The organism is Metabacillus arenae, from assembly GCF_014773385.1.
Classification (GTDB): domain Bacteria; phylum Bacillota; class Bacilli; order Bacillales; family Bacillaceae; genus Metabacillus_D; species Metabacillus_D arenae.
The window spans coordinates 60113-84085 of record NZ_JACXAI010000024.1 but is presented as its reverse complement, the minus strand read 5'-3'; the positions used below and the strand labels follow the sequence as shown (position 1 = coordinate 84085).

Here is a 23973-nt window from a genome sequence, read left to right as displayed (position 1 = left end):
AATAAGTGATATAGACATAGCATATTTATCAGACTCTTTAAAAGTTTATAATGTTTATACCTTAAAATTTTATAGATTCCAGAAGGTACGATCTTATCTAAACTTAAAATTAAATGAAAAACAGAGGAAAAAGGCGTAATATTGAGGAAATACAATATTTTATACGCTTTCAAGTTCTTTGTTTTCGCTTTTATAGGAGTTGTTTCCGTTTTCAGTAACTTTGCTTAAGTAATACCAAACATGACATAATTAGAGCAACAATTCACAAGGGGGGAAAGCGGAATGAGAAAAATAGTTGAATTCATCGCTAATACAATGAGAGCGTATGAGAAAGCAATGGATAACTACGGAACTGCAATTTTAAAAACAAAAATGAAGTAAGGTGTACACTAGTATTGAGAACGATTTGGTCTACCATGTCAAGATTTTGTTTTATAATAGTTCTACTGAGAAAAATTAAAAACAGGAATTTAGAATTAAAGCATAAAGAAAGTATCTTGGATAGTGGTGCGAAAAGAAAGGCAACTGATTCTTTTTGCCCAAAAAGCTGTTTCTGCTTCTCTTTCCTTTAATGACATGGTTGTTCTGAAATTTGAGGGTAGAATAAGAGCGGTTACAGCTAGTATAGCGTGGAAAGTTATTTTTTCTAGTTTCAGAAATTTTCGCCACATATTAAGATCACTCCATACATTCTCTGGACCAGGGCTCCATCCTTCAGGAAGACGGCGGTAGGTATCTAGGCGGTGTCCAGCAATCGTAGGACCAAAAATATTATATCGCTCCTTCAGCATTCGATCCCGAATCTCGGTGTCCTCCAGCGATTCGTGAATGGCCACCATCTTCTCCTTTTGCAAAACGGCAACATAGCGGCTGTGTACAAAATCAGCTTTTAATAAAGCTTCCTCCATGTGTTGTAAATGATCTGGAAACCACAAATCATCATCAGACAGATAACATACAAACTTTCCTTTTGCAGTTTGCAATGCCTCATGTCGATAAGCCTCTCCGTGGCGTGTACCTTTAGGTCGATCTAATACACGGAATCGCGGGTCTTTTCGAGCATATTGCCAGGCGATTTCAACACCCTCGTCCATAGCGCCGTCACAGATGATAAAGACCTCAAAATTCTGACAGGATTGTTGAAGTATGCTGGCAAGCGCATAACGAAGCAGGCTGCCATGGTTATATGTTGGCACCAGAATTGTAAACATTGGATCCATCATACCTTTCCCCCATAAAGTTCATTTCGCACCGCAGTTATACGTCGGAGAATCAGTAGTTCGTCCTCAAGGGAACTCAGTGGAGGGAGATCGCCACATAGATAATCTAAAAAGGATCGGAGTTGCTGCAGCAAGGGCATCTCCTTTGAAATCAAACGGGTTTCAGGTGGATTTTTTGTACCATATTGGCAAACAGTGATCCCCTCAGCGTAGCTGTCGGTTAAGGCTGCCACACCTTTCTCAAATCCCACCGCTACAGAACGTACATTTCCGGGAGCGATGTTATTGACATCATAAGTACTATAAATGTCTCTATCTCGATCAAACAGAGTTGCAAAAAAGCCAAAGTGGTTATTTCCCAACGGATTCCGGATAACAGTTTCTACAGGGGGCAGGTATCCTAAAATATGCAAGGTTATGGACAGATCATGGGGGAGAAGATGGAGACAACAATCGACATCCTCATGCTGTCTTCCCCAATTTGTTCGTTGAAGACGCAGGCCCTTTATTTTACCAAATTCCTCTGATTGAACTAATTTTGCAAGTGCATCAATACCTGGATGATAACGCCACTTATGCATGACAAAAACCAACCCTTTCGATTCTAACGCGAGCATTTCTGCTTCATCTAATTTCGTCCCTAAGGGTTTTTCTACAAATATGGGGCGCTGACGCGGCAGTAAGGCACGGATATTCTCTATATGGGCACTGGCAATGCTCGCAATTACGTAACCGCTAATGGTCTCATCCAAAGCTTCGATGGTGTCTACAAGATGATCAGCCCCGTAAGAGAGCGCATTGGCCCGACTTGTTTCAGAGCGTGCAACTACACTTGTTTTGACTCCTAATTGCTTCAGATCGTGCAAAATGTGCCGTCCCCAGTTTCCACACCCTACTAACCCGAGGTGCAGGCTGGAATAAGAATACTTATTCATTAATGTTCCTCCCTGATTTGTAAATAATTTAACTTACTTATTCTATCGGAGGTAAAAGATGCTTTAGTAAACTAGCCTGCATTTGGTCGAATGTCCCTGCTTTTTGATCCTTTTCAGACAGTAATTTAGGCTCTCTACAAGGCCAAGGAACTTTGATATTCCTATCATCCCAGCGACAGGCTAACTCGTCATGAGTATTCCAGTAATGAGTGACACCATATATATGTGTTGTTTCTTTATCAAACCAGAATCCATGCCCAACTCCTGGTGGGATATATACGAGTGCAGGTTCACCAGCATCAAGGATTGTCAAAGCTGCCAATTCATAAGTGGGAGACCAAGGACGCATATCTTGCAATCCAATGTGAAGCCTTCCTGATAAGGCGCAAAGAAAATCATGATGTTTCCAATGAACATGGAAGCCACGAAGTGTACCTGGATAGCTAATATTCACATTCCACTGTACAACTGGTGGAGCATAGGCCAACCATTCAGCACGGTAAGTCTCCATTAATGATCCTCGAGTATCCTTTATTCTCTTTAGGGGCAACCTTTGTACACCATGAGGCAGGCTTTCTGCATTTGTTTCGTCCATAAATACATCCTTTCTCTTTTTTATTGTTGAATAGATGATTTTGATTTAGTTTGGAGATAACTTATTTCATAAGTAGAACTATAAAATTTCTTGATTTTATGGGTACATCCTATTCAATCTCTGTTATTCCTACAATTGGCCCTTATATATAGTATCCGTTTCAAATCATTGATATGGTGCACCTTTTATCATTGTTTACATGTAACCATAGAAAAGCGTTTAAGGACTTGACTTGGAGCCTCTGTGGGCATGATTGGTCTTGAAAGGATGAAGCCGTTGTTTCATCTGGCATGCAGCCTATCATACCCACCCCTCCAAGTAAAGTCCTATCGTTGTTTACGTTGAAAACTATAATTACTTACTCAATATAATGGGTAAACAAAGTTAGAAAATAGGCTGTTTTTGTTTCGTTATTTACGATGAATACGGTCAAAAATCATACTACATATAATATATTTATTGTAGAACAAGCATTTTTCATTACTTAATTTTAATCTGACTTATATAAATATATTGAAAAATTTTATTTATCTATTGCTTTGCATACCGTTTTAGGGAGGGAATCTAAGGTGTTTTGTGAATTTTTGATAAACCGTATATTTCCATTTTAGTGTGTGGAAAAACATCATAAATATATACTAATTAACCGACCAAATTACATATAGATTTGGTCTTTTTGTTACCTTTATATCAACGCTTATTCACTTTTGATGTATAAAATAACATAGCAAATAGTGTGGCATATAGGGAGCAAAAGCTACTCCATATCTGACCTCACTTTCATCCCTCGCTTAAAGGCGGTCTAAAGCCCTCTTACAAAATTAAGCAATAATAAGGAAAAATAACACCAGCCCTTCTCTTGTACTTCGAGTTTAGGGCTATTTTTTATTAACTAGTTATAAAGGGTGGAAAAAACTAAGAAATATGAACATTAGGAGTACTAAATCATGTGTCTTTCAATAGATTGATATTAAAAATTTTTTATAAGAGAATGGCCAACAGGAATTTATACATAAGTTAAATGGCTAGAATTAATAAAAAAATAACATAACCTAAACTACTTTTTTACATAAAAGAAATAGTGGCTACTAAATCATTTGATAACATTTTATAGAAATAAATGATAGGAGGAGAAACTTGTAATGGAAAATAAAAAGAGAATAGGAAGAAAAGTAGGGATAAGAAAGGTTTTATTCGTATTAACGATTACATTTTTGATTATGTCGCTCTCAGGTTTAGGAAACAGCTCCTTTGCCAAAGAAAGCAATGTTGGTAGAGGTAAATCGGTTAACGTAAAGGTCATGTCTTTTAACATTCATCACGCTGAAGGAGTCGACGGTGTTTTAGATCTTGAACGAATTGCCAAAATTATTGAAGATTCGAATACGGCTATTGTCGGTTTGCAGGAGGTGGACAACCATTGGTCTGAACGCAGCGATTTTCAAGATCAGGCAAAATGGCTGGCAAAACGTCTTGGAATGTTTTATACATATGCGGCAAACCTTGACCGTGAACCAGTGAATGATGGAGAACCCCGTCGTCAATATGGCACAGCCATTTTAAGCAAATATCCAATCATAGCTTCTGAAAATCATTTTCTAACGAAAATTGGAAATACTGAGCAGCGCGGACTACTCGAAGCAACAATCAATGTAAAAGGAAATCACCTGCATTTTTATAACACTCATCTTGCGTTGACTTCTGCTGAACGAGAAATCCAAATCAACGAGGTTATTGATATAGCAAGCCAATCAAAAGGACCAAAAGTGATTGTAGGAGATTTAAACGCTACTCCGGAAAGCAACGAAATGAAGCCTATGAACTCTCATTATCTTGATGTATTTGCAGGACAAACGTCAAATAGCAACACGTATCCTGCAGAAAACCCTGCAAAGAGAATCGATTACATTTTCACATCTGATGATATTGAAACAGTAAATACCGAAGTGATTGACACTTTAGCTTCCGATCATCTTCCGATCACTGCAAAGATCGTATTGGATCGTAAAAAGAAATAAGTAAAGCGTGGTTGTGATTTAGATCTTATCGGAAAAATCGGTAAGGTCTTTTTTATGATTATAATAGTTGAATTGTAAACAAGGATTGTTTATTTTTGAACACATTAGCGTGAGCATTCATATATCTTCACATGGCAACTCCTATCATTTTTACCAACTTGTAATCTAGCATGTTAGCAGTCTTTACCTTTGTGTAAAAGGAAATTAATAATCTACTGATATTCTTGAAACGTAAATTATTTAGAGATGGGAGATGTGCAAAGTGAAAAGAAAATGGTTGTCAGTGATTGCGGCTCTTGTAATTGGAGCTAGTATTTCGGCAGGCGGCGGAGCAACTGCAATGGCAAAGGAAAAACATAAGGATATTGTCAATGTTTCACACCGCGGCGCTTCTGGTCATGCTCCAGAACATACAATTAAAGCCTACAAAATGGGTGAGAAGATGCATGGTGACTATATTGAAATCGATTTGCAGATGACAAAGGACGGCAAATTAATCGCTATGCACGATGAAAAAGTTGATCGGACGACAAACGGTACAGGCCTAGTAAAAGATTATACTCTAGAAGAAATCAAGCAGTTGGACGCAGGCAGCTGGTTTAATGAAGCATACCCGGAATATGCAAAACCTAAATATGAAGGGTTAAAAGTGCCAACTCTTGAAGAGGTTTTTAAAAAGTTTGGAAAGAATAAAAGATATTATATTGAAACAAAATCACCAGAAGTTTATCCAGGTATGGAAAAAGAACTTTTGCGTCTAGTGAATAAATACGATATTAACAAAAAAACCCTCCTTGTTCAGTCTTTCAGTTCTCTCAGCCTAAAAACGATGCACGAACTAGATCCATCTATTAACCTAGTACAATTGCTTTCTTATAAATCCAATGCAGTTATTACTGATGCTGAAATTGCAGCGATAAAAGAATATGCCATTGGAGTTGGCCCAAACCATACATATTTGAACAAAGAGTATGTACAAAAAGTAGTAAACAGCGGGCTCGAAATACACCCATATACAGTTAACGAAAAGGAAAGAATGAATCAGCTGATTGACTGGGGCGTGACAGGAATGTTTACGAACTTTCCAGACAGGCTTCATGAGGTCAAGAAAGGAAAGTAGGCTTTAAGATAAGGAAGAGGAAACCAAGCAAGGAATAAGAATGAGTGGGATATTTATTTCAAAAAGTCCCCCAGTAAATCTACCTCATCTAAATGTTCAGATGAGGTAGAGATGTTTAAAATTAAGTTGATCAAATTGATACTAATAAATTAATAACTGGACATAAGAAAAGAACGTGTTTGAAAAAAGATTGTTATTTTTATTGGGCCTTAACAATTGATTTATTCGCGTTACCTTTATCAAATTGTGTCCGAAAATGCTCTTCCAATTCTTCCAGTGTACGGCCATTTGTTTCTGGCATAAACGTGTAAACGAAACCAACGAAAACAAAAAAGGGTTTTTTGGATCATCAACGCCCCAGCAACAAGGGGATCCTGAAATTTTAATCTCATTTTGAAACACCTCCAAATCTTATACTTTCATTATAAATTCCTCTAAAATTAAACGCTTTCACAAAATTGTTTAATTTAAGCAGCTTTTTCATATATTAAAATAAAAACTTTCACAATCTTGTTTTTGCTATGGATTACCAGTAACTATTAGCGGTGTTTGCATGGGTAGTGGGACTAAATCCCATTTTCGTAATAGACTCAACAGTGTATTTGATTATTGAATGTACTATAATTACCATAAGGCATACTCTTTATGATGAAAGGGTGAGAATATTGAGTCTACCAGAGAAAAGAAACCTGTCAGTGGACGAATTTTATAAGCTAAGAGAGAATTCTGATCAAATAATTGAATATATAGATGGAGTAATTTTTATGTCTCCTTCTCCATCTACAAAGCATCAAAGAATTTCTGGACGTCTACATGCCCAGCTTTTTCAATTGTTAGATGGTTCTGAATGTGAAGTGTTTCATGCACCTTTTGATGTTGAATTGACACATGAGAAAATGGATGGCACAAAGATTGTGATACCTGATTTGTCAGTGATATGTGACAAAAGTGGGTTAAATGAGGAAAAATATGTTGGGGTTCCTACTATAATTATTGAGATTGTCAGCCCTTCAAATCAATCCCATGACTTGGTTTTTAAACTCAATCTGTACATGCAATATGGCGTAAAAGAGTATTGGATTGTAAATCCTATACTAAATACAGTCCAAGTGTATACCCTTGATGACCATAAAAAATACCGACTACATGATATTGCAAAAGATAAAGGATGCATTCATTCAACAATACTAACAAAATTTATAGTTGATGTTGAAAAAATTTTCGCTTAATGCATAGTTTGAGAATACAGTACATTAGGAAAGTTAATTAAAGGCCGATACTTAAATCGGCTTTCATCTTTTTTCAGGCGGTTACGTAAAGAGTACTAATTTTTAATCCACAACTGTCGATATTTATTTGGAGACATTCCGACTGTTTTAGAAAAAAGTTTCGTAAAATAGCTAGTATTATCATAACCAACCATACCAGCAATCTTTGTAATACTATCGTTTGTATTAATAAGTAATGACTGTGCTTCCCCAATTCGACGCCGAATCATATATTGAATGGGTGAAAAGCCAGTAGATTTCTTGAAAACATGGACTAAATAATATGAACTAATGTGAAATCGTTGAGAAAGGAAATTTAAAGTAATATCTTCCTGATAATGCTCATCAATGTGAAATTTAATATCATTTACTAATACTGATTCTTCAGATTTCGATAATACGAAGTTCTCCTTTGGAATTTGTAAAATAAGCGTAATAAGTGCGCGGAGCAGATAGCTGCAAACTTCCTCTGCACCAGGCTTTTCCTCCAAAACTTGTGAATACATCATTTCTAGCAATGATTCAATATTTGGAGCATACTCTCCACATAACCGTAAATAAAAATATTTAATCGTGTTATCCAACAATACACGATTGGAGTTTTAAAACTTCAACAAGCGCAAAAAAGAAAAATCCTGATTAAATGAATACAGGATTTTGATCAAACTTTATTTTATAGACACAGATGATTAAAGGATGTTATCTGCCTATATTGATATACTTGTTTACCCGTCATTTGTATAGCCTCTTAATTTTCTCTCTGAATCCTTTAGTTTCTTAAGAATCTCGCTCATGGTGATGTTTACTATGCTTTTTATCCAATTTTGGAACAAAGCCGTTCTGCTTTAACTTGTTATAGTGCTTTTCTAAATGAGAAATAATTTTTTGGCCTTTTTCCTCTGTGAATACTCCATATTCAATATATTTGTTGATAATTTCTTTTTTCTGCTCCATGACTTCTTTTTGTAAAGCGGACATTTCTTTTTTCTGCTCTTCGGTTAATTTTACATCTGTAAAACTTTCAGCTCCTGCGGCTGATGGGATGAAGCCGAGGACACCTATTGACAATGTGATCGATGCGATCAAACCTAACCAAAATTCTCTCAAAAACATCAACTCCATTATACATAGTTAGGTATATTGTGTGTGAGATGATGAATTTAATACATTAAGATTTAAATTGAAAAAGTGTTTTAAGTAGGTATTGCAGCTTTTCAATCTTTCTATCGGTTGACTTAAAAGGGAAGCGATGTATAATGAAGGAAACTAACTATTTTTTTGGTGCGAAAATTTTTTTTTAGAATGGTGTGGTTTGGTTGGAAAATGTGAAAGACGAATTTGGATTATTGGGCTCATTAATAAAAGGGATTGCTGCTCAATTTGGTGATAAATGTGAAGTTGTTTTGCACGATTTAACCGGAAGCTATGAAAGTACAATAGTTGCCATTGAAAACGGGCATATAACAGGCAGGAAAATAGGGGACCCCGGCAGCAACTTAGGACTGGAAGTACTAAGAGGAACAGTCAAAGACGGTGATAGGTACAACTATATCACCCAAACAAAAGATGGCAAAATATTAAGATCTACATCCGTTTATTTGAAGAATAGTAAAGAAGAGACAATTGGAGCCTTATGCATAAACTTGGATATTTCCGACTTTATTGTAGCCGAAAATACAATTAAATCCATTACAATGCACAGCATGAATCAGGATATCAAAGAAGTGTTTGTTAATGATGTGAATGATCTTTTAGATTATTTACTTAAAGAGTGCCAAAAGGATATTGGCAAGCCTGTGTCCCATATGTCAAAGGAAGAAAAGATAAAAGCGATAGAGTTTTTAGATAAAAGAGGAGCATTCCTTATTAAAAAAGCTGGAGATAGGGTTTGTACCTTTTTTGATATTTCTAAATTTACGTTATACAACTACTTAGATGATATTCGATCACAAAATAAGAAAACAACTTTTTAAATATCTTTGACAAAGCCAATATTCACTGAATATTGGCTTTTTTGTTATCTCAATTATTTTCAGATTCTCTATTTATAAATGACGATTTTATATAAAAACCTAATTTTTTAACTTTTTAGAAAATTATTGACAATGAAAAGAAATGACCTATAATAAACATTAATAAGAATATTTTTTTTTATACAAAAAAATTTTTTAGAATGATCATGATTAACTATTCTATTTTGCAACATATGAAAAAGCAAGGAGTGATAGTATGAACAGTACCCCTTATGTATTAGTAGATTTAGAAAAGGTTGATAAGAACATTCAAGCAATGGCCAACCGATTGAAATTGGCTGGAATTGACCACTGGCCGCATATAAAAACACATAAAAGTGTGGAACTTGCTAAAAAACAGTTACAGGCAGGGGCAAAAGGAATTACATGTGCAAAATTATCAGAGGCGGAAATTATGGCCGAGGCCGGCATTAATAAGATTTTAATTGCTTATCCAATACTAGGCTCAGAGAATTTGCAACGACTTAGCAGATTAGCGGAGGAAGTTCAAGTTCGTGTGACAGTTGACAGTTATATTACAGCTGAAGGTATATCAAAGGTTGGTGAAGCATTAGGAAGAAAGATTGAAGTGTTAATTGAGATTGATGGCGGAAGTCATAGAGGCGGTGTTCAGCCTGGTGAAGCTGCAGTGAAGTTTGCGTTAGATATTTCTAAATTACCGGGGATTGAAACGATTGGTGTGTTTACATACGTTGGCCAAATATATGGGTTCAATGGAGAAGAAGAAGTAAAAAGAGAAACATTACGAGAGGCCAATATTCTACTTGATACTAAAGAGATGCTTCGGAAGAGGGGAATCGATGTGTCTGTCACATCGGGAGGGTCAACTTTATCTTCCTTTTATGCTGAACAACTGAAAGGAATAAGTGAAAGCAGGGCAGGTAATTACATTTTTGGAGATATGAATTCCATCTATCATGGAGTTCATTCCAGTGATGATTGTGCTTTAAAGGTATGTTCAACTGTTGTAAGCGTACCATTGCCTGGTTATGCAACGATTGATGCAGGCAGTAAAACATTAACTAGTGATCTCTCTGTTGAAGGGAGTAATTATGGTTATGTTGTCGGTAAACCAGATGTAAAGATTACAAAGCTGAATGAAGAACATGGTTACCTGCGCTATAATCCTGAGAAGGACTCCTTTAATGTAGGGGATCGAATCGAAATTATTCCAAATCATAGCTGTGTGATCCCTAATTTAAATGATTTCATTTACACACATAGGAGCGGTAAATATATAGGGGAATTAACGATCGATGCACGAGGTAAAAATTATTAAAAGGGTGTGCCAAATGACAAATACTAAAATCACGTATTCTTACTTTGATTCTGATGAATTAATTGAAATACTATGCGGTTTGATAGCTAAAAACAGTGAAAATCCACTAAGAACGGAAGAAGCTGCGGCATTATATATTCATCAGATCCTTGAGGAAAATGAAATTGAAACTGAGCTATCATGGGCTGGAGAGGGAAGACCAAATGTTATTGCTAGATTAAAAGGGAATCAACCTGGTCCAACCCTATTGTATAACGGCCATTTAGATGTTGTTCCTGCAGGTGCTGGATGGAGTGTCGACCCATTCGAAGGTGTTATTCGTGAAAATAAGGTATTTGGACGAGGAGCAGCTGATATGAAATCCGGGGTAGCTGCAATGATCTATGCAATGATTGTACTAAAACGAATGGGTACCCCATTTACAGGAGAACTAATTCTTTTTCTAAATGTTGATGAAGAAAGAGAAAATCTAGGTATGAAGAAATTCCTAAAAGAGAACATTACCGCTGATTACGCGATAATCGGCGAGCCGACGGAGTTAAATATTTGTATTGCACATAAAGGGGTTGCCCGCTACCGCCTTCATACAAAAGGGACTTCCCAACATGCAGCGAATGTAAAAGATGCGGATAATGCTATAACTAAAATGGCTGAGATCATTCATGTATTAGCTGAGTTAGATAAGAAAATTAGTGCAAAAGAGGATCCGCTGCTGGGAAATAGTTCTTTAACAATTACTGAAATTAAAGGTGGAACAGCACCTAATATCGTTCCGAAGCAATGTGTCATCGAGATAGACCGCCGATTATTACCAGGCGATACAAAAGAATCTGTAGAGAGTGAAATTAAACATGCTTTGAGAACTAATTCGAGTTTGAACGAATTGGACTTTGAGCTGGAAGAATATTTATTTCTCCCCGCAAGTTCCATATCGAAAGACCATTTGCTTGTCGGGAATCTAGTAAAGGTAAATAAAGAGTTACGAAAGGAAGAAGCGAAAGTTAAGGTATTCGAAGCAACATGTGAGGCGCCTTTTTTATCTGTTTATAAAGGTATACCCACAGTCATTTTTGGTCCAGGTTCCTTATCACAAGCCCACGTTGTTGATGAATATGTCGAGCTAAAGGAAGTCACACAGGCCTCGATTGTTTATGCTGAATTAGCTTTACAATTACTTAAATCAAATAATCGACTTGTGAAAAACTAATATGGTCTATTGGGGAGGATACTATGTCGATTGAAGCAAGAATAAAAGAATTAAACATCGTTTTACAAGAAGTTAATACTCCTAAATTTTCATATATTCCAGTAAATCAAACAGGTAACTTAGTTTATACATCAGGACAGGATTGCAGGGTAAACGGAGAACTTATTTTAAAAGGCAAACTCGGTAAGGATTTAACTATTGAGGAAGGCCAAAAAGCAGCTCGTCAATGTGTAATCAATTGCTTATCAGTGCTTAAATGGCATTTAGGAAGTTTGGATAGAGTAAAGAAAATTGTGAAGTTATTAGGATTTGTACAAAGTGAGGAAGGGTTTAAGGATCAACCTTATGTGATGAATGGAGCTTCAGATTTATTAATCGATGTTTTCGGTGAAAAAGGAAAACATGCACGTTCAGCGATTGGAACAAATGAATTACCTTTTGATACCCCCGTAGAAATTGAGATTATTGTAGAAGTAGAAGAATGAGGGGCTGCTCAACCTAATGAATTTCGATCTTTCATTCATTAGGTTGAGAAAGGAATCATTTGAATTAAAATATCTGATTATTCTGACTTTATAACGTAATAAAGGGAGAGATAGTATATGGGTAATTCAGAAAAGGGCAAAAAAATAGTCTTATTGCTAATTATTTTTTCACTATTGATGACAGCTACTCCCATTGTCATATTGGCGAATAAAATCCAACCATTTGTACTTGGTATCCCTTTTTTCGCCTTTTGGAATATTTTTTGGCCATTTATGTTATTTGTTTTAGTTGTTGTCTACTCAAAAATTGTAGACAGTAAGCCGGATGAACAATAATTTAATCTCGAAAAAAGCTGAGGTGTAAGTAATGACCGTAATCATTATCATCTTCTCCTGTTTAATACTAACGTTAGGTATTGGGCTGCTTCCTGCAATTGGTGCAAAAAAGGTCAATGAAAAATTATCTGTAGACGAGTTTTTCCTTGGAAAAAGAGGTTTAGGGGTTGTGTTAATATTTTTCACAACGATGGCAACATGGTATAGCTCTTCTCTCTTTTTAGGGGCAGTTGCAGAGGTTTATACAAAAGGTTTGCAATGGATGTTTGGTTTTACAAGCAGTGCGATAGCAGGGCTCGTCTTTTTCTTTCTTGGACCTAAAATAAAAGAAATTAGTGATCGGAAACAATATATTACCCAGGCTGATATGTTTATTGATAGATTTAAAAGTAATACAATGGGCTATTTAGCAAGTCTTATAGGAATTATTTTTATGATTCCCTATATTGTCGTTCAAATGGTTGGGACCGGGTACATTTTAGAAGTGTTTACGGATGGAAAAATCCCATACTGGTTGGGAGTATTAATAGGATTACTCATTTGTCTGACCTTCATTTATTTTGGCGGGGTAAGAAGCGTTGCTTGGACAGATGTGTTTTTAGGGATCCTTTTCTTAATTAGTATTTGGGGAGTTGTAGCTTTAATTACAATAAAAGGATTCGGTACAGTTCCGAATTTATTTAGGCAAGCCGAATTAAAAGTTCCTGAATTACTGACAATGCCTGGGCCTGAAGGTGTGACATGGACATACTTTTTATCCATGACATGGGTAATTGGACTAGGCGGATACATGTGGCCGCATCTCTTTATGAGAATATATGCATCAGATTCAGTGAAATCAGTAAGGAAAGTAGGCTCTTTCATTATATTTGCAAGTCTTTTTGCACAGCTTCCAATTGTTTTTGGAGCACTAGTTGCTGCCGTATTATTACCGAATTTAGATGCCCCTGATACAGCACTATTAGTTTTGGCAAATCAATTTGCACCGCCATGGGTGATTGGAATATTGGGTGCAGGAGGCATCGCAGCATCTTTATCAACTGTCAATAGCCTCATCCATGCAGAGGGCGTTTTAATATCGAAAGATTTATACTCTAAGATTGCAAAAAAAGACGCACAAGATGACAGTGTATTGAAAGTATCAAGGTTATGTATTGTGTTAATTTGTATCCTTTCTTACTTTTTGTCTTTAACAAAACCCGCTTTCTTATGGACAATTTTAGCACAAGCATACGGAGGAGTCTGCCAATTCTTCCCGTTAACTATCGCAGCACTGTATTGGAAAAAGGTCACCAAGGAAGGAGCAATCACCGGATTCATCGTGGGTATAGCCACATCATTATTCTTCACTTTTGGGCCGATTCCAGCTCCATTTGGTATTGTCCCGCAAATGTGGGGAATGCTTGCTAATACTGTTTGCTTAGTAGCTGTAAGCTTGTTGACTCAAAGTGCCCAAAATCAAAAAATCACCAATCAATTCTTCTTGCAGCAATAAAAATTTTATTCAAACTCTATAGGAGTGCTTGGGGCTGTGTTTTTTATAACGCAGTCTTTTTTGTTCTATTAAATTTTTAAAAAAACCGCACAAAAGCGAAGTTCCGAAATTTATTGCCTAAGCATAAGAGCTTCGTTAGTTAAAGGAGTTAGGTCGTATTTTACTCCTACTATTGGGTATATTTATAAAAGTTGATATATTAGGATTTATAAAGAGCTGTAATCACAAATGCGACATAGGAAAACACTGCAATTTTGTTGGCTTAGATGTTTAATTAGCTCCTTTTTTCTGCATTGTTATAAAAATATTTGTAATGAGTTTTGAAAAAAGAAATACTAAACAATACGCTATGAAGAAATGATAATAATGAACCCACTTATGCAACACGAATAGATTGTGCATCACTAATATTGGTTTTAAAACAAAAGATAAAATGAGGGATAAGCCTATCGAGTATAAATAGTAATTTTTTCTATGATGATGTGTCCACTGGTAGACCAGCATAAATAGGATAGGAATTAATGCTGCATCTAGAGATAGACTACCTGGAATTAACGGAATAAGTTCATAAGGATAGCCCCATAAACCTTTGTTATTTCCCCATGAGTCTATATATCCAAACCAAACATGAATGTTAAATCCATAAAATCCAATAAGAAATATCTTCTTTCTATCAATAAAAAAGTACAATACAACTAACGGTACAATAAACATGAATAGTAAAATAACCCAAAATTGCCAGGTGCTTAAATTTGAATAATCATACCAATAATCTGTTCGTAATTGTGTGGTTTCCTCTGTGAAGGATCTTACTTTTTCATAAAATTCTAACTGTTCTTTTTCAATTGTTTCTTTCAAAACGAACACTCCACAATTGTTTTTTATTAGTATCTGTAAAATTTAGAATTAAATGTATGGAGATTTTTAAAAGCACTCATTTTTGAGTGCTTCTTTCGTATTTCTCCCAACGTTTTTTTAATTCTTTCATAGATAGATTGATCCAAGTTGAAATGTTATTTCTTTTTTCAGACATAGTTTGGTTATATTGGCCAAAATTCACAATTATTTATCAATACAAAAGTGTTGATAGAAAATCCTATTACGGAAATGTAGGATTTTTCAAGTTATAACTTTAAAATGACAAAAAATGAAATTTGTCATTTGATATTTGTTATGCTATTATGATTTCAAGGAGGTGACACATACGACGAATTTAGTTGGTCGTAGTATTATGAAGAAATCTTCAGAAGTGTTAACCAAAGAGCAAATACTTTTAGCAACGGAAGAAACTCTCAGACGATTTGGGGTAGCCAAAACCTCTGTAACGGATGTAGCTAAAGTATTGAACGTAAGTCACGGAACGATTTATCGTCATTTCAAGAACAAGAAAGAGATTTTGGAAGCAGCTACTGAAATGTGGCTGGATGAAAGGATTCTTAAACCTTTGACGGATGTGTATGAGAAATCTTCCATGAAAGGTGCTGAACGTGTAAGAGCTTATGTACAGAAATTAATTGAGCTTAAGAGGTACTATGCTCGAGAAGATGAAGAACTGTTTAACATGTATGCCAAAGTAACAAATGAAGCTACCGAGCTAATTAACAGACATATTGGTCACATTTTAGAGCAAATACGTGACATGATTATCGGCGGCGGCATCGATTCGGGTGACCCTGCACAATTGGCACGCAGCATCTTTTACGCGACAGCACGATATCATCATCCTGCTCATGCGTATGAATGGAAAAGAGATACGATTGATCAAGAATTTAATGACGTTTGGGAACTGTTAGAAAAAGGCTTTTTATAAAAAAGTGAAAAGCGGAGAAAATAAAAAGTTTAATAATTTTTGTAACAGACACTCCAAAAGGTGTTGAGAATCGATCGGAAAAAGCACTTGTAGAAAAAGGACATACCGTTTATGCAGGTATACGAAATATAAATTCTGGCAATAAATTCTGCCATTGATACCTGAAGATGCTCATAATCCGCAGGCTGTTGCTCTTTTTTTCCAACTTCGGGGTATCAAGTGCCTCTTATGATGCCCGATTTGCACTTTTTTTCGACTTAGGGGCATCAAGAACCTAAAGGGAAACGACCCTCCAGGTCGGTAATCGATTTTGTCGGCAAGGGTGCTGAACAAGTAACCAAACTTTCTGAATAATTTCGCATCGATTTTTTGAAGCGTATCGGTTTCGACTCAAATAACAGAACGGAAAGAAGGTAAATAAAAATGAAACACTTAAAAGGAAAGGTAGCCATCATAACAGGGTCTTCGAGAGGAATTGGCCGTTCCATTGCCGAACAACTAGCCGATCTGGGTGCTAAAGTGGTGATCAATTATTCAAGCAGTTCGGGAAAAGCAGAAGACGTAGTGGAAGGCATTCATCAAAAGGGCGGAGAAGCCGTGGCAATTCGTGCTGATCTTAGTATGGTCAGCGGCGTGGAATCCTTGTTCACAAAAACCATCGAAGCATTCGGTAAAGTAGATATTCTGATTAACAACGCAGGGCTGATGATCACGAAGCCGCTTGCAGAAGTAACAGAAGCCGACTTCGACAAACAATTTGCCGTTAATGTAAAAGGCACTTTCTTTGCTTGCCAGCAAGCGATGAAATACATGGAAGATCAAGGCAGAATTGTGAACTTTTCTACGTCCGTCGTCGGGCAAATGTTTCCGGCATACAGCGTATATACGGGCACAAAAGGTGCTATCGAACAATTCACCCGTCAGCTTGCAAAGGAATTCGGTCCAAAACAAATTACGATTAATGCAGTTGCTCCGGGACCGGTTAACACCGAGCTATTCAATGTAGGAAAAACAGAACAGCAAATCGAAGGAATCAAAAAGATGAATGCATTCGGCCGCCTCGGTGAAACGGAAGATATTGCGAACGTTATCGAATTCTTAGTAAGTGAGAAATCGCAATGGGTAACCGGTCAGACTTTGCGAGTAAATGGCGGATTTATTTAAATGATTCCACCAAAAAAGGCCTGTTCGATCTACTTTCAGACAAGCAGGCCTTATGATTTGGACAAGAAGAAGCAGGTCATGCTGGATTTAATTGCTTGAACACAAGAACTGTTGGTTAAACGATAACCTGATAATATATAGAAAAATATCTTTTGGCTGATAACATTAAGAAAAGTTTAATCTACCGATTAATCCAAACCACGGCTAAGTCTAAATATCATTTGTTTCCTGTGACTCTTCTTTTATCTGTCCAATGACTGAAAGGACAGAGCCGATCGCTTGAATCCAGCTTCCATTCGTAATTAATACTTGACCGTTTTTATCTTGATAACGGTCAATATACCGGCTATAATTCTCTTTTAATTCATACCCTCCGCCTATAGCCTGCATTGAATTCCCAATTGATTGTAATAAATTTCCGATTATGCTGTATGACCGGCCTGCACTTGAATCATCGTCCCCAATCTCGTCCGCCATTGAAACAAGTCCACCTAAAGCTTGTAATAAATTCCCGCTAATCACCAATTTCTGTTGTGATTCTTTTTCAAAGTCAATAACTGTCCCTGCAATGACTGTAATATTTCCAATTGATTGAACCTCATTCCCAATCTTTTCAAGAGAAATTTCTTCTTGTCCGTCCGCTTGTAGAGCATTCCCAGCTGCCTGAAGGACATTTCCCCACAAATCAAGGCTGTTTTGCAAATCACTTGGTATGGATATTGAAGGCGTATTTCCAATTGCAGACATAATTGTTCCTACTGCAGCTATCTCCGAACCAAGGATTTCTTTGAATTGGGTATTCATGTTTAAACTCCCACTGTTAAATACTTATCTAAAAATTATATTCAAGTGGGTATTCCAACGTCAGAAAAAAGTTTTAGAGTGAAATACACTGCACCAAGTGTATGATGTAGATTGATGAAAAGGGGGATTGGGAAGATTCCCATGATTATAAATGAAAAAACACTAGAAAATGTGAAGCCTAAGAAAGAAAATTTTTTAGATCAAGATTCTGTTTTAACGAGCTTTTTTGAAAGTAATCTTAATAAAAATGGAAAGAAGAATTTAAAGAAGAAGAAATAAACAGGTATCCCATACCATGTTTTCCAATTAATATTTTCCATGTAGCCAACTATAACTAACAGCCATTCTAAAACAAAACACACTAGGGTAAAAGTAATTGCAAAGAACCATCCTTTTTGAGGGTTATAAAAATTAACATAAATAGTAGCGATACATGGGGGAACAAAGGTAAGTAAACTAGCATCACTAAACTCAGTAGTCTTTTTTTGAGCTAGATCGAATAAATCAATTGAGCTTCCAATAACAGAATTAGAAAACCAAGCCAAGTATCCTCCTACACTCAAAGTAATAAAGACACCTGCCCAAGTTAAATTTTTTTTAGGCATCATCAAAATGGTCAATATGGAAATCAACACTAAGGTCCAAACATACCATTCACCATCATTCATCAAAAATTCCATTCAATCACCTTTTTTTAATATTTTTACGATCATAAATTTTATAGTAGGTTTATCTTGAGTTAATGAGTTCAAAAATATACCAATCCCTACTATTGCTGCCGGAAGTTATGACAGAATGAGTTGAAAAAAGCCCACTGCTCTGAGCTATGGGGATAAATTTGATAATTAAAAAAATGAAATATAGTGTCAATTCTTGTCTCTTCCTTCTCAGGATAGTATAATAAATAAAACATGTGTTCGATTTGGGGGGAAACTGCGATGGGAAAATGATGAGTATATTAGTGAAGATGAGTAAAGCAAAAGGTTGTTCACAAAAATAAAAATTATTTCATAAAAAGGAACAATAAGGTAGTTATTTATCTTTGGTCATGTTAATATAATGAAAAGAATAGAGTCATTGACAAAGAGAATGTTGATGCTTCAAATCTTGTTAGATAAGCCCCTCCGCTTTAATCCAATTGAAAAACTTCGTCAGACTTAGCTTAGGATTTAAAAGTGGAAAATATTCCAATCCAACATACCCTTTAAATCCAGTTTCCTGAATAGCTTTTAATATATTTATATAATAGAGTTCTCCGGTATAGGGTTCGTGTCTTCCTGGAACGCCAGCAATATGGAAGGAACCAATATGGTCGATATTATTAACAATAGTAGAGATAATATTGCCCTCCATAATTTGCATATGGTAAATATCGTAAAGAACCTTGATATAAGGACTGGCTACCTGTTCAACAATTTGAAATCCTTCCTTTGAACTGTCCAAGTAGTATCCCGGATGGTCAACGATTGTATTGAGAGGTTCAATAACAAGCATCATTCCTGCTTCTTCTAAGAAAGGAACACATGCTTTTAGCCCTGCTACAATGCTTTGGTGCTGTTCTCTTCTTGGAACACCGGCTATTTCTTGGCCAACCTGGGATATAATTGTTTTGCACCTAAGCATCTTTGCAATTTCAATCGTTTGCCTAAGCCCCTCTACGTATTCTTGTCTCTTAGAAGGGTCAGTTAAACTGATAAATTGGGTAACAACTCCTGTTATTCTTAGTTGAAGCCTCTGACTTGCAACAAAAATCTCCTGTAAATTTTTGTCCCACCAAACTCCTATCTCAATAGCATGAAAGCCTATCCGTTTTACTTCTACCATTCCTCTAATATAATCATGGTTTGAATAAACCGTTTCAATATTAACCGAAAATTCCATTCCCTTTCCCCCTAAAATTTTTGAACAAACACTATTAATTAAAAGTGTTTCATTATTTTATCGGCAGTCCGCGTTGCCAAAGCAACAGTTGTTAATGTATTGTTTGCTGCTCCGCTCGTCGGTATTACACTATTGTCCGCTACATAAAGTCCTTGGATACCATGAATTTGGCCATCTGGATTGGTTGCAGAAGTAGCAGGGTCAATCCCCATCCGGCAAGTACCCATATCATGATAGACAAGGCCGGGATCACCTAAACAAAGTGATCTTAACAAGCCTTGCGCAGCAACCGACGCGCTTTTTATTCCTTCAATCATCTGCTGGATTACTTCCTTGTCCTTCAAACTATATGAGAATTGAATTTCAAGTTCAGGGATTCCATAATCATCTACTTTGTCTGGATTTAGTGATACGTAATTTTCATATCGTGATTCAATTACCCCAGAAGCACCAAACCAGACATCCTCTTGCATGGCTCTAGGGATTAATTCGTATAAATAGGCATTGTAACCGATTTGAATTTGATACTCTCTTTCTGTTGTTCGAGGAATTAACACCCCCGCAGTCCCTAGAATTTCAGGGAAGTCGGCTGTTAGAAAGTTGACCATTCCTTCTACACGAGAATGAGTTGTAAAATAATGCCCAATTGCTTTGCCGGGAATACCAGAGTAAAGTAATATTCGCGGAGTTTCAAACGTACTTGCGGATAAGACAACATTCTTCCCTTTTATGTGATACTTCTTTTTATCGCGGGACATGACTTCAACACCTACAGTCTTTCCTTGGTCGGTAAGCACTTTCGCCACACGTGCTCTTACAGCAAGATCAAAGCTCGACAAACTTAAGGCCCAGGCAAAAAACTCCAAAGAACTAAAAAATACATTAGAATGAACATTTCCAAATTGTGTTGGCTGTGTGTCAGCTGCAATAGGTAATAAAGATGTTTCTGGAAATCCATTATTAAGCAAGCGGTTAAGAAGGATTTCTGAAAATGTAGAGTTTTTAACGTATTCAGTAGAAACATTCATCATTTGCTCGGAAATCGTGTAATATCGGTTCATCTCCTTCAAAGAGACAGGCCATTGCGCTATATCAATTGGGTGCATTCGAGGGGTAACAGCGCCCCAAAACAAACTTCTTCCTCCTAATCCAAAGAATTCATTGAAATAGTAGGGGGACGATTTTAGAGGAGTCGATTCGTCTAAACTAATTGAATTTACAGTAGAAATGGTTCTCCAACGCTTAGGATTTGTAAAAAAACGCATATTGCGATCACCGTTTAGTGTAGGAATATTATTCATGTTCGTTGGCAAGACCAAATCACCTGCTTCGATGACAGCAATACGTTTACCGGTATTTCTCCATTTTTCACATAGCCTCCAAAGCACAGCTCCACCACCGAATCCTGTACCTGCAATGATGAAGTCGTATTCTTTGCTGGCCATCTCTTCAATTGAGGTCAAAGGGATCCACTGATCCAAATAATATTCAAAAGGATATAGAAACGGATTAGCGCAATTCGGAATATCTGAAAAAGGAGGTGAACGATGAGAATCAGGTGGCAAACAAATTTGTACACCTGCTACTTCATGATCGGGGTTGGTTATGTTTGGGTTTAATGAAAGCAGCGTCTCTATAGAGAAGTTGAATTTTTTTGCAATCGTTCGCAAAGTATCATTAATGTCTGCAATATAGATTCTCAACTCTATCACCTAACCTTTTGTTTTTTAGGGCTTTTCTACAAAAATTTGTAATCCAACTTCAATGTATTCAATGATTTGGTGGTTTATGACTTTATGTTTTTTTTTGAAAATTGCCCATCAATACAGATTTATCAATTCGAAACAGGCAGCAGGTTACATGATATTAAAAAGGGTCATAACATGGTGACTCATTGACCATTTATAACCCTTTTTGTGCTCCGTTTTATATAATTTGTAGATTATAAAGAGACAGCTTGCAGCAGCATTGTCTCCTTGTTAATGATTATTTTGTTAATACATAAAAAATCGTAAGACAGCCATTAAGACGACACCGCTAATTACAGTTATTGACAAACTTTTTGTTTTAATAGCAATTAGAAGAGTAGGGATTAAGACTACAATGACGGACCAATCAATTCTTAACGACTGATTGGTTTGGATAATAAAATTTTCTGCCACAAGTGCTGTAAGTATACACACGGGTACATAAGACAGCCACTTTAATGCTGGTTCTGGCAGGGCTATATTCCGAACAACTAAAAAAGGAATAATTCGCGGAATAATGGTGACTAATGCACAGCAAATTATCACTATAAGGGTGGTTAATCCAACAGTCATTTATCTGTCACCACCCCAATAGTAGCTACGATAATGGTTGCTATAATAACAGCTAGATGAGATTCTATAAAAAGAGATAAAAGAATCATAGCTATTGTCATATAAACTATTAAACATAAATACTGCTTTAATTTTGAATGTATAACACTTTCTAATTGCAAAACAAGTAAAGCTAAAAACATGGCAATTAGGGCAAAGTCCAAGCCGAACACTTCTGGATTGGAGATCCAATTACCGCAAATGGCACCTGCCACACAAGATAGTATCCAAAAAATATAAGCTGTAACATTTAATCCATTCATCCAACGGTCATTAATCGGTTCACCCTTTATGATTTTGTTTGAGGCCACACCAAACGACTCATCTGTAACGAGAATTCCAATACCTAAATTCTTCATTAAAGAATACTTAGTAAAATGAGGAGCAAGAGTTGCGCTTAAAAGAAAGTTACGTAAATTTACAATGAAGGTTGTTATGATAATTGCTGACATAGGACTATTCACCACTAACAAAGCACATATAATGAATTGAGCTGCTCCAGCATATACTAACGCTGATAATAGGGCGATTTCCATTACACTCAGATTTGAGGCCACACCAACGATCCCAAATGCAAAACCAATACTCATATATCCCAACAATGTTGGTACACAATCCTTCATCCCTTGAGTAAACGTTGGGCTTTTCTCTTCTTGATTAACTACTGTTGTTTCTGTAATCATTATTCCTCCTCCTTGTTTATCATATTATACAAATTTACGTTATAACAAACAAGGGTGTGTTATAATCATTTCAAAAGAATTTAAGGAGAGCATTCATGGATAATATACAGGCTATTATTGCGAGAAACCTGTCCAATCTCAGGAAAAGCAGAAATCTTACTCTTGATCAAGTTTCTGAATTTACAGGAGTTAGTAAAGCTATGCTTGCCCAAATTGAAAAAGGTAAATCCAATCCCACTGTCACCACTCTGTGGAAAATTGCGAATGGACTTCAGGTATCATTTTCTCTATTTATGAAGGAAGACGTTCCTAAAGTAAAAAAAATAAATATAAAGGAATTAGATCCTGTCTCAGATAATGAAGGTAATTACCTCGTCTATTCTTTCTTTCCTTATCATCCTGAGAAAAAGTTTGAAATTTACATAGTTGAACTTAAACCAGGGTGTTCACATGAAGCGAAATCCCATTTAGGGGAGGAGTATCTATTAATAAAAGAAGGTAAATTAACAGTAAATCTTCAAGGGAAGGAACATGTAATGGAATCTGGAGATGCCCTGCAATTTACAGGAATGACACCTCATAGTTATATAAATTCTACCGATGAATTAGCAAGTTTTTTTCTACTTATGTATTACCCAGAACCAGAAGCATGAACAATTTTATTTGCGAAGGATAAACGGATATGGCTTATTTTGATACAAATTATGTAATAAAAAAAGAGCAGCTCATTATTTTAAGCAGCTCTTTTTCCGTAATTTATTTTTGACCTTCAGTATAAATTTGAAAGGTTACGCCGAATTTGTCCGTTACATCACCAAAAGCAGGGCTAAAGGAAGTTTTTTCAAGTGGCATATTAACCTGACCATTTTGTCGCAAGGCTTCAAAAATTTGTTTGGATTTCTCTACATCGTTAGTTGAAATACAAATCGTAACTTGATTACCCTTTTTAATAGGCGAACCTGGTGAATCGGAAAACATGAGTTCTGCTTCATCAACTTTTATCATTGCGTGTGCCACAAGGTTTTTCAGATCGTCAGAGGGAGAATCAGGCATTTCTCCGTATGTAATGATCGAGAGGACTTCAGCACCCAATGCTTTTTCATAAAACTGAATAGCTTCCTTTGCGTTTCCTTCCAGAGTGATATAAGGGGTGAGACTTACTGTCATGGTTATTCCTCCTTGAGTTTTGATTAAGAACTATTTCAATTATATCAATTCACTTTATATTGATTTCTTTTCGATTGCTATTTTTGAGATTTTTTTGAAAACATTGTTTAATG

25 protein-coding genes and 1 pseudogene are annotated in these 23973 nt (G+C 36.2%); 12 read left to right on the top strand and 14 right to left on the bottom strand.

What is annotated here, in order from left to right:
• Positions 1-476: 476 nt before the first annotated feature.
• Genes IC621_RS17565 through IC621_RS17555 form a run of 3 tightly spaced genes read right to left on the bottom strand, consistent with a single transcriptional unit; the run spans position 477 to position 2750 of the window.
• Positions 477-1223 carry a glycosyltransferase family 2 protein gene (locus IC621_RS17565; RefSeq protein ID WP_191159820.1) on the bottom strand — a complete coding sequence of 249 codons (747 nt, stop codon included), beginning with the start codon at positions 1221-1223 and terminating at the stop codon, positions 477-479.
• Complete coding sequence (locus IC621_RS17560; protein WP_191159818.1) at positions 1220-2155, bottom strand: Gfo/Idh/MocA family protein; 936 nt, start codon at positions 2153-2155, stop codon at positions 1220-1222. Before IC621_RS17560 ends, IC621_RS17565 begins: the two co-directional genes overlap by 4 nt.
• A 37-nt stretch (positions 2156-2192) precedes the next feature.
• Complete coding sequence (locus IC621_RS17555; protein ID WP_191159816.1) at positions 2193-2750, bottom strand: dTDP-4-dehydrorhamnose 3,5-epimerase family protein; 558 nt, start codon at positions 2748-2750, stop codon at positions 2193-2195.
• 1142 nt (positions 2751-3892) lie between these two features.
• Here IC621_RS17555 and IC621_RS17550 point away from each other — a divergent pair.
• Both IC621_RS17550 and IC621_RS17545 read left to right on the top strand, forming a co-directional pair.
• Complete coding sequence (locus IC621_RS17550) at positions 3893-4768, top strand: endonuclease/exonuclease/phosphatase family protein (protein ID WP_191159814.1); 876 nt, start codon at positions 3893-3895, stop codon at positions 4766-4768.
• Positions 4769-5021: 253 nt separating this feature from the next.
• Complete coding sequence (locus IC621_RS17545) at positions 5022-5888, top strand: glycerophosphodiester phosphodiesterase (protein WP_191159812.1); 867 nt, start codon at positions 5022-5024, stop codon at positions 5886-5888.
• A gap of 199 nt (positions 5889-6087) precedes the next feature.
• Here the strand turns inward: IC621_RS17545 and IC621_RS26580 are convergent.
• A pseudogene (locus tag IC621_RS26580) lies at positions 6088-6222 on the bottom strand (hypothetical protein); the annotation flags it as partial.
• Positions 6223-6553: 331 nt separating this feature from the next.
• Between IC621_RS26580 and IC621_RS17540 the strand changes: the two are divergent.
• A complete protein-coding gene (locus IC621_RS17540) occupies positions 6554-7117 on the top strand; it encodes a Uma2 family endonuclease (RefSeq protein WP_191159810.1) in 564 nt (187 codons plus the stop codon).
• A 95-nt stretch (positions 7118-7212) separates the two neighbouring features.
• Here the strand turns inward: IC621_RS17540 and IC621_RS17535 are convergent, their stop codons facing one another.
• Together IC621_RS17535 and IC621_RS17530 are read right to left on the bottom strand one after the other, a co-directional pair.
• The gene (locus IC621_RS17535) at positions 7213-7740 is read right to left on the bottom strand and encodes a helix-turn-helix transcriptional regulator (protein ID WP_191159808.1); all 528 of its coding nucleotides are present in this window, start codon (positions 7738-7740) and stop codon (positions 7213-7215) included.
• 193 nt (positions 7741-7933) lie between these two features.
• Positions 7934-8263 (bottom strand): YckD family protein, encoded by a 330-nt coding sequence (locus IC621_RS17530; RefSeq protein WP_191159806.1) that lies wholly within the window; start codon positions 8261-8263, stop codon positions 7934-7936.
• A gap of 218 nt (positions 8264-8481) precedes the next feature.
• Between IC621_RS17530 and IC621_RS17525 the strand changes: the two genes are divergently transcribed.
• The 6 genes from IC621_RS17525 (at position 8482) to IC621_RS17500 (ending at position 13991) form a co-directional block, all read left to right on the top strand.
• The gene (locus IC621_RS17525; RefSeq protein ID WP_318153079.1) at positions 8482-9129 is read left to right on the top strand and encodes a helix-turn-helix transcriptional regulator; all 648 of its coding nucleotides are present in this window, start codon (positions 8482-8484) and stop codon (positions 9127-9129) included.
• Positions 9130-9385: 256 nt separating this feature from the next.
• Positions 9386-10468, top strand: coding sequence for an alanine racemase (locus IC621_RS17520; protein WP_191159802.1), 1083 nt, complete (start codon positions 9386-9388; stop codon positions 10466-10468).
• A 13-nt stretch (positions 10469-10481) separates the two neighbouring features.
• On the top strand, positions 10482-11675 hold the full coding sequence (locus IC621_RS17515; RefSeq protein ID WP_191159799.1) for a M20 family metallopeptidase: 1194 nt from the start codon (positions 10482-10484) through the stop codon (positions 11673-11675).
• A 23-nt stretch (positions 11676-11698) separates the two neighbouring features.
• Positions 11699-12160: a RidA family protein gene (locus tag IC621_RS17510; RefSeq protein ID WP_191159797.1), complete on the top strand. Its 462-nt coding sequence runs from the start codon at positions 11699-11701 to the stop codon at positions 12158-12160.
• Between the two features lie 117 nt (positions 12161-12277).
• The gene (locus tag IC621_RS17505) at positions 12278-12496 is read left to right on the top strand and encodes a hypothetical protein (protein ID WP_191159795.1); all 219 of its coding nucleotides are present in this window, start codon (positions 12278-12280) and stop codon (positions 12494-12496) included.
• Positions 12497-12527: 31 nt separating this feature from the next.
• Positions 12528-13991 (top strand): sodium:solute symporter family protein, encoded by a 1464-nt coding sequence (locus IC621_RS17500; protein WP_191159793.1) that lies wholly within the window; start codon positions 12528-12530, stop codon positions 13989-13991.
• A gap of 270 nt (positions 13992-14261) precedes the next feature.
• Here the strand turns inward: IC621_RS17500 and IC621_RS17495 are convergent, their stop codons facing one another.
• A complete protein-coding gene (locus IC621_RS17495; RefSeq protein WP_224752616.1) occupies positions 14262-14849 on the bottom strand; it encodes a CBO0543 family protein in 588 nt (195 codons plus the stop codon).
• A gap of 373 nt (positions 14850-15222) precedes the next feature.
• Here IC621_RS17495 and IC621_RS17490 point away from each other — a divergent pair, with 373 nt between their 5' ends.
• Both IC621_RS17490 and IC621_RS17485 read left to right on the top strand, forming a co-directional pair.
• Entirely contained in the window at positions 15223-15801 is a 579-nt protein-coding gene (locus IC621_RS17490; RefSeq protein ID WP_191159791.1) for a TetR family transcriptional regulator, read from the top strand.
• 423 nt (positions 15802-16224) lie between these two features.
• Positions 16225-16965: an SDR family oxidoreductase gene (locus IC621_RS17485; RefSeq protein ID WP_191159789.1), complete on the top strand. Its 741-nt coding sequence runs from the start codon at positions 16225-16227 to the stop codon at positions 16963-16965.
• Positions 16966-17175: 210 nt separating this feature from the next.
• Here the strand turns inward: IC621_RS17485 and IC621_RS17480 are convergent, their stop codons facing one another.
• From IC621_RS17480 to IC621_RS17455, 6 genes are all read right to left on the bottom strand, one after another.
• Positions 17176-17769 carry a DUF6944 family repetitive protein gene (locus tag IC621_RS17480; protein ID WP_191159787.1) on the bottom strand — a complete coding sequence of 198 codons (594 nt, stop codon included), beginning with the start codon at positions 17767-17769 and terminating at the stop codon, positions 17176-17178.
• A gap of 200 nt (positions 17770-17969) precedes the next feature.
• Positions 17970-18449 carry a hypothetical protein gene (locus IC621_RS17475; protein ID WP_191159785.1) on the bottom strand — a complete coding sequence of 160 codons (480 nt, stop codon included), beginning with the start codon at positions 18447-18449 and terminating at the stop codon, positions 17970-17972.
• 430 nt (positions 18450-18879) lie between these two features.
• Positions 18880-19650 carry a hydroxypyruvate isomerase family protein gene (locus IC621_RS17470; RefSeq protein ID WP_191159783.1) on the bottom strand — a complete coding sequence of 257 codons (771 nt, stop codon included), beginning with the start codon at positions 19648-19650 and terminating at the stop codon, positions 18880-18882.
• Positions 19651-19688: 38 nt separating this feature from the next.
• Positions 19689-21353: a GMC oxidoreductase gene (locus IC621_RS17465; protein ID WP_191159781.1), complete on the bottom strand. Its 1665-nt coding sequence runs from the start codon at positions 21351-21353 to the stop codon at positions 19689-19691.
• A 291-nt stretch (positions 21354-21644) separates the two neighbouring features.
• The gene (locus IC621_RS17460) at positions 21645-21971 is read right to left on the bottom strand and encodes an AzlD domain-containing protein (protein ID WP_191159778.1); all 327 of its coding nucleotides are present in this window, start codon (positions 21969-21971) and stop codon (positions 21645-21647) included.
• Positions 21968-22693 carry an AzlC family ABC transporter permease gene (locus IC621_RS17455; protein WP_191159776.1) on the bottom strand — a complete coding sequence of 242 codons (726 nt, stop codon included), beginning with the start codon at positions 22691-22693 and terminating at the stop codon, positions 21968-21970. Before IC621_RS17455 ends, IC621_RS17460 begins: the two co-directional genes overlap by 4 nt.
• A gap of 95 nt (positions 22694-22788) precedes the next feature.
• Between IC621_RS17455 and IC621_RS17450 the strand changes: the two genes are divergently transcribed.
• Positions 22789-23346 (top strand): helix-turn-helix domain-containing protein, encoded by a 558-nt coding sequence (locus tag IC621_RS17450; protein ID WP_191159775.1) that lies wholly within the window; start codon positions 22789-22791, stop codon positions 23344-23346.
• 103 nt (positions 23347-23449) lie between these two features.
• On the opposite strand, the gene IC621_RS17445 is transcribed toward IC621_RS17450, so the two are convergent.
• Entirely contained in the window at positions 23450-23860 is a 411-nt protein-coding gene (locus IC621_RS17445; RefSeq protein ID WP_191159773.1) for a VOC family protein, read from the bottom strand.
• Positions 23861-23973 lie beyond the last annotated feature (113 nt).